13 protein-coding genes are annotated in these 12455 nt (G+C 66.1%); 7 read left to right on the top strand and 6 right to left on the bottom strand.

Features of this window, described 5'->3' with window-relative positions:
• Positions 1-8: 8 nt before the first annotated feature.
• The 3 genes from AABA84_RS02070 to AABA84_RS02060 all read left to right on the top strand — a co-directional run bounded on the left by AABA84_RS02070 (position 9) and on the right by AABA84_RS02060 (position 3177).
• Entirely contained in the window at positions 9-1565 is a 1557-nt protein-coding gene (locus tag AABA84_RS02070) for a DUF1800 domain-containing protein (RefSeq protein ID WP_338311194.1), read from the top strand.
• A gap of 2 nt (positions 1566-1567) precedes the next feature.
• A complete protein-coding gene (locus tag AABA84_RS02065; RefSeq protein ID WP_338309405.1) occupies positions 1568-2785 on the top strand; it encodes a DUF1501 domain-containing protein in 1218 nt (405 codons plus the stop codon).
• Between the two features lie 77 nt (positions 2786-2862).
• On the top strand, positions 2863-3177 hold the full coding sequence (locus tag AABA84_RS02060; protein WP_338311193.1) for an antibiotic biosynthesis monooxygenase family protein: 315 nt from the start codon (positions 2863-2865) through the stop codon (positions 3175-3177).
• Positions 3178-3193: 16 nt separating this feature from the next.
• Here AABA84_RS02060 and AABA84_RS02055 read toward each other — a convergent pair whose 3' ends face one another.
• The 6 genes from AABA84_RS02055 to AABA84_RS02030 all read right to left on the bottom strand — a co-directional run bounded on the left by AABA84_RS02055 (position 3194) and on the right by AABA84_RS02030 (position 7070).
• Positions 3194-4135 (bottom strand): aldo/keto reductase, encoded by a 942-nt coding sequence (locus AABA84_RS02055; protein ID WP_338309406.1) that lies wholly within the window; start codon positions 4133-4135, stop codon positions 3194-3196.
• Positions 4136-4386: 251 nt separating this feature from the next.
• Positions 4387-4842, bottom strand: coding sequence for a GNAT family N-acetyltransferase (locus tag AABA84_RS02050; RefSeq protein ID WP_028140530.1), 456 nt, complete (start codon positions 4840-4842; stop codon positions 4387-4389).
• A 71-nt stretch (positions 4843-4913) separates the two neighbouring features.
• The gene (locus tag AABA84_RS02045; protein ID WP_338311192.1) at positions 4914-5726 is read right to left on the bottom strand and encodes a PAS-domain containing protein; all 813 of its coding nucleotides are present in this window, start codon (positions 5724-5726) and stop codon (positions 4914-4916) included.
• A gap of 129 nt (positions 5727-5855) precedes the next feature.
• Positions 5856-6002, bottom strand: a complete 147-nt coding sequence (locus AABA84_RS02040) for a hypothetical protein (RefSeq protein ID WP_212248461.1) — start codon at positions 6000-6002, stop codon at positions 5856-5858.
• A gap of 85 nt (positions 6003-6087) precedes the next feature.
• Positions 6088-6264, bottom strand: coding sequence for a hypothetical protein (locus AABA84_RS02035; RefSeq protein ID WP_212248370.1), 177 nt, complete (start codon positions 6262-6264; stop codon positions 6088-6090).
• Positions 6265-6419: 155 nt separating this feature from the next.
• Positions 6420-7070, bottom strand: a complete 651-nt coding sequence (locus AABA84_RS02030; protein WP_212248369.1) for a glutathione S-transferase family protein — start codon at positions 7068-7070, stop codon at positions 6420-6422.
• 649 nt (positions 7071-7719) lie between these two features.
• On the opposite strand from AABA84_RS02030, the gene AABA84_RS02025 reads away from it, so the two are divergent.
• The 4 genes from AABA84_RS02025 to AABA84_RS02010 all read left to right on the top strand — a co-directional run bounded on the left by AABA84_RS02025 (position 7720) and on the right by AABA84_RS02010 (position 12412).
• A complete protein-coding gene (locus AABA84_RS02025; RefSeq protein WP_212248368.1) occupies positions 7720-8922 on the top strand; it encodes a pyridoxal phosphate-dependent aminotransferase in 1203 nt (400 codons plus the stop codon).
• Positions 8923-9208: 286 nt separating this feature from the next.
• Complete coding sequence (locus AABA84_RS02020) at positions 9209-9688, top strand: DUF992 domain-containing protein (protein ID WP_338311190.1); 480 nt, start codon at positions 9209-9211, stop codon at positions 9686-9688.
• A gap of 161 nt (positions 9689-9849) precedes the next feature.
• The gene (locus AABA84_RS02015) at positions 9850-11898 is read left to right on the top strand and encodes an elongation factor G (RefSeq protein ID WP_212248366.1); all 2049 of its coding nucleotides are present in this window, start codon (positions 9850-9852) and stop codon (positions 11896-11898) included.
• A gap of 241 nt (positions 11899-12139) precedes the next feature.
• A complete protein-coding gene (locus AABA84_RS02010) occupies positions 12140-12412 on the top strand; it encodes a helix-turn-helix domain-containing protein (protein ID WP_212248365.1) in 273 nt (90 codons plus the stop codon).
• The last annotated feature ends 43 nt before the right edge of the window (positions 12413-12455 follow it).

Raw genomic sequence — 12455 nt, 5'->3', positions numbered from 1 at the left:
ACAAATCGATGGCCCGCGATTCGCAAGCCGCGCTCGTCGCGCTCAACCGTTTTGGCTTCGGCGCCCGCGGCGGCGCGTCCGGAGATCTCATCAACGCAGCCTCCGATCCGCGCGGTTTCGTGAAGGCTGAGCTCGTCCGTGCGAGCGGGGTGCTGCTGGAGGCGCCCGGTCTGCAATCGACGCAGCAACTCGGGCAGGCCGTCTTCGCCTATCAGGATCAGGTCAGGCAGGCGCGCGAAGCGGCGAAGGCCGCCGCGCCCGCCGAGACTCCGTCGCCTGCGCCGACCGAACAGAAACCCGGGCTCCGCCGCAATCTCTCGCTGAATGCGGCAGCAACGGAGGTCGCCGGCCAGATGACGGAGGCCAAGCCGGCGGACAATGCGGCAAAGCCGGACGCGATGCAGCCCAATGCGGCCGCACCGCCGGCGGCGAAGCCGGCCCCGCAGCCGCTCAACGTGATTCAAAAGACCTTCCGCACCGAAGCGCTGGCGCGCCTGCAGCGCGCGACGCTGGCCACCTGCGGCTTCACCGAGCGTCTCGTCGCGTTCTGGTCCAACCATTTCTGCGTTTCCGCGACCAAGGGCGAACTGGCGCGGATATGGGCCGGCGCGTTCGAGCGCGAGGCGATCAGGCCGCACGTGCTCGGGCGCTTCGCCGACATGCTGAAGGCGGTCGAGCAGCATCCGGCGATGCTGTTCTTCCTCGACAATCAGCAATCGCTCGGGCCGGATTCGCGCGCAGGCCAGAATCGCAAGCGCGGGCTCAATGAGAATCTGGCGCGCGAGATCATGGAGTTGCATACGCTCGGCGTCGGCGGCGGTTATACGCAGGAGGACGTCACCTCACTCGCGCGCATCATCACCGGCTGGACCTTTGCCGGACGGCAGGGGCAGCTGGGGACGCCCGGCTCCTTCGTGTTCAACACCAATGCGCACCAGCCTGGGCCGCATATGCTGCTCGGCAAGAGCTACGAGGCGACGGGTCTCGCGCAAGGCGAAGCCGCACTCGCCGACATCGCGCGCCATCCGTCGACCGCGAACTTCATCGCGACCAAGTTCGTTCGCCACTTCGTTGCCGACGATCCGCCGCCGGGATTGGTGGCGCGGCTGCGCGAACTCTTCGTCAAGACCGACGGCGACCTCAAGGCGCTTGCCGCGGCGCTGGTCGATTCCGACGAGGCGTGGAAGGCGCCGCTGACCAAGATGCGCAGCCCTTACGACTTCCTCGTCGCGAGCGGCCGGCTGCTCGCGCGCGTGCCGGAGGATCCCGGCGCCTATCTGAACAATCTCAATCTGCTGGGACAGCCGCTGTGGTCGCCGGCCGGCCCCAATGGTTTCCCCGATACCAGCGCCGCCTGGGCTGCGCCCGAGGGCATGAAGCTCAGGCTCGATATCGCGGCGCAAATGGGCGCGCGGCTCGGGCCCAACGTCGATCCGCTTGACCTGCTGGAATTCGCAGCGGCGGATGCGGCCTCCATCGAAACGCGGCGAACCATCGAGCGCGCGGAGTCGCGCCAGCAGGCGCTGGCGCTGCTCTTGATGTCGCCGGAAATGCAGAGGAGATGATGATGGTCGACTGCGTCGAGAACCGGCTCCTCACCTCGCGCCGCGGCCTTCTGCTCGGCGGCGCCTCGTTCGCGGCCTGGGCTTACCTGCCGAAATTCGCACGCGCGGCCGATGGGCGCGATCCGCGGCTGGTCGTCGTGATCCTGCGCGGCGCGCTCGACGGCCTCTCGACCGTCGCCCCGATCGGCGATCCTGACTATGCCGGCCTGCACGGCTCGATCGCGCTCGCCGCGGACGGCGCGCATCCTGCGATCATGCTCGATTCCTTCTTCGCGCTGCATCCGGCGATGCCGGAATTCGCGCGGATGTATCGCGACAAGCACGCCGCGGTGATCCATGCGGTGGCGACGCCCTATCGCGACCGCTCGCATTTCGACGGCCAGGACGTGCTGGAGAGCGGTTATGCCGGGCCTGGCCGCGTGCAGTCCGGTTGGCTCAATCGCGCGCTGGAAGCGCTGCCGCGCGGCGAGCGCGTATCGAGCGCTCTTGCGGTCGGGCCCACCACGCCGCTGGTGCTGCGCGGAAGCGCGCCGACCGTCGGCTGGGCGCCGGTGGCGCTGCCGCAGGCCGATGACGACACCGCGATGCGCCTCGTCGATCTCTACCGTCATCGCGATCCCGCGCTGGCGATGGCCTTGTCGCAAGGCCTTCAGCTCGACAAGGCCGCGAGCGGTGACGACATGAAGCCAAAGCCCGGCAATGCGGTGGCGCAGATGCGCCAGGTCGCGCGCGGCGCGGCCAAGCTAATGGCGGCCGACGACGGCCCGCGCATCGCCGCGCTCGCCTTCGACGGCTGGGACACCCATGCCAATGAAGGCGGCCCGGTCGGTCGTCTCGCCTTCCTGCTCGGCGGGCTCGACGGCGCACTCGCCGAATTCCAAAGCGGTTTGGGGGAGCGCTGGCGCGACACCGTCGTCGTCGTCGCCACCGAGTTTGGCCGCACGGCGCGCATCAACGGCACCGACGGTACCGATCACGGCACCGGCACGATCGCGCTGCTCGCCGGCGGCGCCGTGAAAGGCGGCCGCGTCATCTCCGACTGGCCCGGCCTCAAGCTCGCGAACTTGTATGAAGCTCGCGATCTCAAGCCGACCACCGATCTTCGCTCCGTGATCAAGGGCGTGCTGCAGGGCCAGTTCGGCCTGTCCGATCGCGTGCTGGCCGAGACGGTGTTTCCGGATAGTGCTGCGGCGCGACCGATGAAGGGCTTGGTGGCTTAAGCCGTCATTCCGGCCTGCGGCTTGCGGTGCGGCAGGGAATGACGACATGATGAGCCGAGCATCAGGAGAGACCACTCATGTACATCGCCATGAACCGCTTCCGTGTCGCCAAGGGCTCCGAGGCTGCCTTCGAGCAGGTCTGGCTCGGCCGCGACACGCATCTGGACAAGGTGCCGGGCTTCGTCGAATTCCATCTGCTGCGCGGCCCCGAGCTCGAGGACCACACGCTCTATGCCTCGCACACGATCTGGACGAACCATGCCGCGTTCGAGGCCTGGACCAAGTCGGAAGCGTTTCGCGCGGCGCATGCGCGGGCCGGCGACACCAAGCCGACATATCTCGGCCATCCCCAGTTCGAAGGCTTTGAGGTGATTCAGACCGTGGCGAAGTAGCGCCGCGCCTCGAACGTCAGCCCAGCGTGATCTTGTCGATCTCGGCCATCTCATCCGCGCTGAGCTTCCAGGCGATCGCCTTGACGTTCTGCTCGATCTGCTCGACGCGGGTGGCGCCTGCGATCACGCTGGACACCTGCGGGCGGGCGGCGAGCCAGGAGAAAGCGAGCTCGAGCATGCTGTGGCCACGGGCCTTGGCGAAGGCCTGGAGCTTCTCGACGATGTCCTCGTTGCGCGGCGTGACATAGCGGTCGCGCAGCCGCTCCACCTTGCCGAAGCGGGTGTCGCCGGGCGCGGCCTCGCCCTTCCGGTACTTGCCGGTCAGAAGCCCGCTCGCGAGCGGGAAGAACGGCAACAGGCCGAGCTTGTATTCCTGCGCCGCCGGCAGCAGGTCCTTTTCGATGTCGCGCACGACGAGCGAGTATTCGTCCTGGCACGAGACGAAGCGGCTGACATTCATCGCGCGCGCGACGTACTCGGCTTCAGCGACGCGCCAGGCCGGAAAGTTCGAATTGCCGATGTAGCGAACCTTGCCCTGGCGGACGAGATCGTCGAGCGCGCGCAGGCTCTCCTCGATCGGCGTCAGCGGGTCGTAGTCGTGCTGCTGGTAGAGATCGATGTAATCGGTCTTCAGCCGCTTCAGGCTCGCTTCGACGGCGTCCATGATGTAGCGGCGCGAGGCGCCCTGCTTGGTTCCGTCCTCCGCCATCGGCTTGGAATACTTCGTGGCCAGCACGATGTCCTTGCGGCGATCGCCCAGCACGGCGCCGAGCACGTTTTCCGAGCCGCCCATGTTCGAATAGATGTCGGCGGTGTCGAACAGCGTGATGCCGAGGTCGAGCGCGCGATGGATCACCTTGCGCGAGGTCTCCAGATCCGTGCGCTGGCCGAAATTGTTGCAGCCGAGCCCGACCGCGGACACGCGAAGGCCGGAGGCGCCGAGATTGCGAATTTCCATGGGAGTCCTGTCAGAGAGAGCAGCCACTCATTGTGACCATCGTGCGCCGCAGCAGCAAGGCGCGCGCCGCGCTGCTGCCATGCCGACAGAGCGGACAAAAAAATGCGGCCCCTGTCAGACGCGGCGACTGACGGGGACCGCTTGGGGCGCTTGATCGGTGACGGGGGGCCTGATCAGACGCAGGTGCAGCGTAGCCTCGCCATGTTACGCGCAGGTGACAGGCGGAGTTATCCACAGGGTGCGGGCGGGGATCAGAACAGCTTGCGATAGACGATGAAGCCGGACCGCTCCGCGACCTTGTCGTAGAGGCGCTGGGCCGTGAGATTGGTCTCGTGCGTCTGCCAATAGACGCGCGGCGATCCCGCCAGTTTCGCCCGCTCATACACGCCGTGGATCAGCGCCGAGGCGACGCCCTTGCCGCGCGCGGCTTCCAGCGTGAACAGGTCCTGCAAATAGCAGGACGGCTCGATCGCGGTCGTGCTGCGATGAAACAGGTAGTTCGTCATGCCGAGCAGCTTGCCGTCGCTCTCGGCGACCAACCCGTGCACCGGCTCATAGGCATCGAAAAAACGCTGCCACGTCATCGCAGTGATCTCGCCCGCCAGCGCGGTCGGGCCGGAGCGGCCGTAGAAAGCGTTGTAGCCGTCCCACAGCGGCAGCCATTGATCGTAGTCCTGCCTGGTGACGGCGCGAATGGTGAGGGACATGTGGATTTCCTGCGATCAATGGAACGTCCTTCATACGTGATGATGGGCGTGCCGATCAATCGCCAGTCGCATCACTCCGCGACGCGCAGATGCCGGATCAGCCTGCGGTCCGCAGGATCGCGCAGCGACCGGTAGTAGTCGGCGCGGGAGGGCGCGTCGGTGTGGCGCACGAGGTCGGTCACCGGCGTGTAGCTGAGCATGCGTCCGCCGTCGGGCAGCGCGGCGCAGACGAAGCGCAGCACCTCGCCGCTGCGCAAGGCGATGTTGATCGGCGTGGCATCGCCGATGCGCACCATCTCCATGCGCTGCGCGATGAAGGTGCCGAGCTCGTCTTCGGGCAGCTCGAACGCGCCGATGTCGCGGCCGTGATACATCAGGGCGATGAAGGGCGGCTTGCCGTCGGCGATCTCGTCCGGCACCGCGAAATAATCGCGGAACGCGCGGTTGATGAACTCGGCGCGCGTCTCGGCATCGAGCAGCACGATGCCGATATCGACCTGGTCGAGCGCGGCCGACAGCCGTGCCGCCGTGGCATGGTTGCGGCGCTCGGCCGCGAACGTGCCGAGCAGCCGCTCGCGCATCAGGCCGGTGATAGCGGCGGTGGCGGCAGTCGTGATCGCCAGCAGGCCGAGCTGGACCAGATCGGTGGTGGCAGGGCCGGAAACGCCTTGGCGGCTGAGCAGGAGCAGCGCCGCACCGATCACCGCGACGGCCGCGCTGGTGGCGGCGGAGGCGAGGCCCGATAGTGCGCCGGCGAGCGCCACGATGCCGACGAGCAGCGGGGCGGGTGAGAGAGCAGGGGTAAAGCGATCGAAAAGCATCGCCAGCAGCAGGGTCGCTGCCGTCAGCACCGGACCGGAGATCGCACGCCATCCGAACCGCATGGGCCAGTCTCGCTCCTTCCCGAACGAGCTAAGGCCGCAACACTGGCTGATCGTTGCGCCGCTGCGATGCGCTTTCCTGCGATGTGCTTAAGGCGCGCTTGCGCACAAGCGTAAGGTTTTCGGACGATTTTAGACCAGATGCGCGTGCTTGAGGGGCTCTCGCAGGGCGGGCGCATTCAGCGTGGACGTCCCCGGGCCCTTGCGGGTGCCGACGACGATCAACAGCGACGCCGCGACCAGGATGGCCGCAGTGAGTGCGATTGCAACGACTACCACGGGTGACTTCATCGACGTCCTGTCGCGATGCCGGTCGGCACGGGCCACGCGGCGCCTTGAAGGCTGGACCAGGATGAAACGGGAATCAGACCGGCAGGCCCATCGCCATGGTCGCCTTGGTCGACAGCACCGTCAGGGTGACGATCAGGCACAGCGAGAGCGCGGCGACGGCGAGCGAGGCCACGACCGCGTTGGTCAGCCGGGAAGACGCGACGGTAGCGGGATGGCCCTGAAAGCCTGCCGTGCCGGACGCCCGTATCATGGTCTAAATCCCTCAACACGCGAGCGAATCACCCGCGACTTTCCACAATTTCCCAGTTTCAACCGGCAATATTGCGGCGGCAAGCGCGCCGAAAATGGCGGGATTGCGGCGAATGTTACCTTTGTGCCCGCTATTCGCCAGAGCGCAGGGCGCGCTCAGGCCCCGGCGGCAATGCTGGCGGGGGCGTCGACGTCGGCCGGCCGCCAGTCCATCGATACGAAGCCCGGCGCAGCTTCCACCCGCTTCAGCCAGTCGCGGATCGCCGGGAAGGCCTGGAGGTCGAAGTCGCAGCGGTCGGCGAGGTGGGTGTAGCCGTACAGTGCGATGTCGGCGACCGTGAGCTGGCGCGCGGCGAAATAGGCGTTGGTCTTGAGGTGGTTCTCCATCACCTGGAGCGCGCCATAGCCGCGCTCCATCCAATCCTCCAGCGAATGGGTCTGGAGGTCGCGCCCGCCCTTGACCAATGACAGCCAGAAATAGGCGGCGCCGATGTTCGGCTCCAGCGCGTGCTGCTCGAAGAACATCCATTGCAGCGCCTCGGCGCGGTCGATGCGGTTCTCCGGTGCGAGCGGCGTGCCGACGGCGACGTACCAGAGGATGGCGTTGGACTCGGCGAGAAAGCGGTCGTCGCCGACCTCGAGCAGCGGCACCTGTCCCGACGGGTTCTTGGTCAGAAAGTCCGGCGTGCGGCTCTCGCCGCGCAGAATGTCCACCTCGATCGCTTCGTAAGGCACGTTGAGCAGCGCCAGCGCAAGGCGGACCTTGTAGCTGTTGCCCGAGCGTTGCATCGAATAGAGCTTGTACATTCTGAGAATGATTCCGGAAGACGGGGAGGCGCGGCGCTTGTTGTTCCGCGACGCGGCTAAACAATGATGCCGATGCGAATCCGCCGCAAGGCCCGGCCGATAGAAAAACTCGAAAACCCTACCGCACTGCAGCGCTGCGGAAGATCATTTCCGCGCGACGATGCAAATCGGATCACGTGTTCGTCAATCTGCGGACGCAACGCTCTACGAGGCCGTGAAGCACGTCGGCCATCGCATGGACGATCGGGATTAGGGCGCCAATGCTTCCGCATCGTCATGGCCGGGCTCGTCCCGACCATCCACGTCTGACTTGCCGCACAAAGAACGTCGATGCCCGGGCCTTCGCCTCGCCGAAGCGGCTTCGGCCGCGCAGGCGGGACGAGCCCGGGCATGACGAAGAGTGGTTTCCCGGCGACGCTCAACGCGCAAAAATTGCTCCGAGGACAAGCCTTCCGGGATATGAGCGATTCGCGCGGTAAAGTTGCGGAAAATTGCTGGAAATCGCTGCTTGAACCGCTCCAAATCCGTAAGTTTTTCCGAGATCGGGCCGAAGTTTCTTGCGGCGCAGCGGCACACGTTTTAGGGTATCTCATTCCCACAATCACAGTCGTGAGGCCCAGGGCTTTTCGACGCTTGTCAGGAGATGACGATGTCCTTCCTTGCCGCTGCGCTCGACCGTGTGAAGCCGTCCGCGACCATCGCGGTCACGGATAAAGCACGCGCGCTGAAAGCGGCGGGCCGCAACGTCATCGGCCTCGGTGCCGGCGAGCCCGACTTCGACACGCCCGCCAACATCAAGCTGGCGGCGATCCGCGCCATCGAGGCCGGCAAGACCAAGTACACCGCGGTCGACGGCATCCCCGAGCTGAAGGACGCGATCATCGCGAAGTTTCAGCGCGAGAACGGCGTCACCTACAAGCCGAACCAGATCATCGTCGGCACCGGCGGCAAGCAGGTGCTGTACAACGCGCTGATGGCGACCATCAATCCGGGCGACGAGGTGATCATTCCCGCGCCGTACTGGGTCAGCTACCCTGAGATGGTGGCGCTCGCCGGCGGTGAGCCGGTGCCGGTGGTCTGCACCGCCGCGACCGGCTTCAAGCTCCAGGCCGAGGCGCTCGAGCGTGCGATCACGCCGAAAACCAAATGGGTGATCCTGTGCTCGCCGTCGAATCCGACGGGAGCCGCCTATACGCGTTCGGAACTGAAGGCGCTCACGGACGTGCTGGTGAAGCATCCCCATGTGTGGGTGATGACCGACGACATGTACGAGCATCTCGTCTATGACGACTTCCAGTTCACCACGGTCGCGCAGGTCGAGCCGAAACTCTACGACCGCACGCTCACCGTGAACGGTGTGTCGAAGGCCTATTGCATGACCGGCTGGCGCATCGGCTATGCCGGTGGCCCCGCGCAGCTGATCAAGGCGATGTCGACCATCCAGTCGCAGTCGACCTCGAACCCGTCCTCGATTGCGCAATGGGCCGCGGTGGAAGCGCTGAACGGTCCGCAGGACTTCATCCCCGCCAACAACAAGGTGTTCAAGGAGCGGCGCGACCTCGTCGTCTCCATGCTCAACCAGGCCAAGGGGATCGAATGCCCGCGCCCCGAGGGTGCGTTCTACGTCTATCCGTCCTGCGCCGGCACGATCGGCAAGACCGCGCCGTCCGGCAAGGTGATCGACAATGACGAGACCTTCGTCACCGAGCTGCTGGAAACCGAAGGCGTCGCGGTGGTGCAGGGGTCGGCGTTCGGCCTCGGCCCTGCGTTCCGCATCTCCTATGCGACCAAGACCTCGGATCTCGAAGACGCCTGCAAGCGCATCCAGCGCTTCTGCGGTAACCTGCGCTGATCGCGTTGCGACAGTACAAATTGGAAAGGCCCGCTTCGTGCGGGCCTTTTTGTTTGTGCTTCAACGAGGCGGCATCGTGAGGGACGCGCGCCGCTCTCTCGCTCCCTCGCCCCGTTCTTACGGGGGCGGGACGAGCAGAGCTCGCCTTGAGAGGGTGGGGGCTCTCTCCGCAGGTTCGATTCCAAGCGCGTATGATCTGGCACGACCACGGCTCTTGTGGCATAGACGCGCAACACGGGTGGGGCACCCTCTCTGCTCGCATTCCATTCATCGCCGGAGATATTTCATGCGCCGTTCGTTCGTCTTCGCCGGGCTCGCCGCCGCCAGCCTCGTCGCCTCCAGCGTGGGCGGCAGTGCGCAGCAGCGGATGGCGCGGGTCGGCGTGCTCGAATGCCGCGGCGGCGCCAGCGTCGGCTTCATCGTGGGATCGGTGACCCATCTCGGCTGCGTGCTGCGCGCCGACGGTCTGCCCGACGATCGCTATGTCGCGACGATCCGCAAGGTGGGGCTCGACATCGGCATCACCCAGGAGACGGCTTTGGCGTGGGGCGTGTTTGCGCCGGTCGACCGGCTCGGCCCCGGCGACCTCTCCGGCAATTATGCCGGCGCGCAGGGCAGCGCCTCGATCGGTGTCGGCTTGGGCGGCAACGTGCTGGTCGGCGGCTCCAACAATTCGATCGCGCTCCAGCCGCTCAGCGTGCAGGGCCAAGTTGGCCTCAACGTCGCCGCCGGCCTCGAAAGCCTGGAACTTCGTCCGGGCCGTTGACGATCATGCAGAGCTCCTCTTCCACCTCTCCCTTCGGGCGAGGTGGAACACGGACGACGCACCGCAGCGACGTTTGATGCTTGCCAAATCTCGGGGACCGGCAGAGCATCTGCGTTTGCCGACCCAATCATGGGCCGAGCTCCACACCAAGGAGGCGGCGAATGGGACAAGACGTCAGAAGTCCCCGAGGTCCACGGTGCATCGCGCTGGTGGGCCCTTTCCAAAGCGGTAAAACCACACTTCTCGAAGCTATCTTGGCGCGAACGGGCGCAATCCCCCGCGCCGGCAGCGTCGACGCCGGAACCTCCGTCGGCGACGCCGCCCCAGAGGCCCGTCATCACAAGATGACCGTCGGGCTCACTGCCGCCACCACGAGTTTCATGGGCGACAGCTACACCTTCCTCGATTGTCCCGGTTCCGTCGAGTTTGCCCACGACATGCGCGCCGCGCTGCCCGCGGTCGATGCCGCGATCGTGGTCTGCGAGGCCGACGAGAAGAAGCTGCCGCAGCTTCAGATCATCCTGCGCGAGCTGGAGGAGCTGAAGATCCCGCGTTTCCTGTTCCTCAACAAGATCGACCGTGCGAGCCAGCGCATCCGCGAGTCGCTCGCAATGCTGCAGCCCGCCTCCCGCGTGCCGCTGGTGCTGCGCCAGATTCCGATCTGGAAGGACGAGCTGATCGAAGGCTTCGTCGATCTCGCGCTGGAGCGCGCCTTCATCTATCGCGAGCACAAGGCCTCCGAGGTGGTCGCGCTCGAAGGCGGCAATCTCGATCGCGAGAAGGAAGCCCGCTTCTCGATGCTGGAGAAGCTCGCCGACCACGACGACGCGCTGATGGAGCAACTGCTCGAAGACATTCAGCCGCCGCGTGATGCCGTGTTCGACGATCTCGCCCGCGAATTGCGCGAAGGGGTGATCTGCCCTGTGCTGTTAGGGGCAGCCGCGCGCGAGAACGGTGTGCTGCGCCTGATGAAGGCGCTGCGCCACGAGGCGCCGGGAATAGCGGAGACCGCAAAACGTCTCGGCGTACCCGAGACCAGGGACGCGCTCGGATTCGTGTTCAAGACGCTGCATTCGCAGCATGGCGGCAAACTGTCGTTGACGCGGCTGCTCGCCGGCCATCTCGACGACGGCGCCACGCTGCAATCCGCTTCCGGGGGAGCGGGCCGCATCTCCGGCATCCTCGCCGTCAACGGCGCCTACGACACCAAGCGTGCCGCGGCCGAAGCCGGCGACACGGTGGCGCTCGCCAAGCTCGATCCGGTCAAGACCGGCGACACGGTTTCGAGCGGCAAGACCCCGCCTGCAGCGCTCGCGGTCGCGGAGCCGACGCCGCCTGTGCTTGCGATCTCGGTTGCGGCCACCGATCGCAAGGACGACGTCAAGCTCGGCCAGGCGCTGACGCGGCTGCACGAGGAGGATCCCTCGCTCGTCATCGTGATGAACGCCCAGACCCACGACACCGTGCTGTGGGGACAGGGCGAGATGCACTTGCGCGTCGCCGGCGAGCGGCTGCGCGACCGCTTCGGCGTCAAGATCACCTCGCATCCACCCGCCATCGGCTATCAGGAGACCATCCGCAAGCCGATCGTCCAGCGCGGCCGCCACAAGAAGCAGTCCGGCGGCCACGGCCAGTTCGGCGACGTCGTGCTCGACATCAGGCCGTTGCCGCGCGGCGAGGGCTTCAAGTTCGCCGAGAAGGTCGTTGGTGGCGCCGTGCCGCGTAACTACATCGGCGCGGTGGAAGAAGGCGTCGTCGACGGATTGACGCGCGGTCCGCTCGGTTTCCCTGTCACCGATTTGCAGGTGACGCTGACCGACGGCTCCTATCACAGCGTTGACTCTTCCGATCTCGCCTTCCGCACCGCGGCGCGGATCGGACTCAACGAAGGCCTGCCGCATTGTCAGTCAGTGCTGCTGGAGCCGATCCACGTGGTCGAGATCGTCTGTCCGACCGACGCCACCGCCAAGATCAACGCGATCCTGTCGGCGCGGCGCGGCCAGATCCTCGGCTTCGACACGCGTGACGGCTGGGGCGGCTGGGACTGCGTCCGCGCCATGATGCCGGAAGCCGAGATCGGCGAACTGATCGTGGAGCTGCGCTCGGCCACTGCCGGCGCCGGCAGCTTCACCCGCCAGTTCGACCACATGGCCGAAGTCACAGGCCGCGCCGCCGACCAGATCATCGCCGCGCATCAACACGCGGCGTGATCCGCCTCGCGCCGTAAGGAGTGCTCCACTGGCTCACTCTCCCCGTTCTTGACGGGGAGAGGGTGGGGTGGGGGCTGTCTCCATGAGTGCGGCGTTCCATTTGGCCGAGCCCTCGCCACTCGTCATTGCAATGCCGGAGGAGACCGCTCGGCAACCTCTTGCATTTGGCTCAGATTGATGTATTTTGCATCATTGTATATGTCTGAGATATCACTTATAGGTGCTGGTAAGTGAGGCCAAGGTGATCACGGCGTTCCAGATGCGGGCAGCCCGCGCGCTGCTCGGCATTGACCAGAAAACCCTGGCCGAGCTCGCTGGCGTTTCGCTGCCAACCATCCAGCGGATGGAGGCCAGCACCGGCAATGTGCGTGGCGTGGTCGAGACCCTGATCAAGGTGGTCGAGGCGTTCGACCGGGCCGGCGTCGAGCTGATCGGCGAGCAGGTCCGCAGCGACAGCGGCGGGCGCGGCGTTCGCCTGAAGGAGCCCGGGCCGCCGCGCCGCGTCGGAGCATGATCGGGCGTTGATCGTGCTCGGGATAAAGATGGGCTAGCGCATC

It is taken from the genome of Bradyrhizobium sp. TM239 (assembly GCF_036247985.1).
In the GTDB taxonomy this organism is placed as follows: Bacteria; Pseudomonadota; Alphaproteobacteria; order Rhizobiales; family Xanthobacteraceae; genus Bradyrhizobium; species Bradyrhizobium ottawaense.
This window is presented reverse-complemented; position numbering and strand designations above follow the sequence as displayed.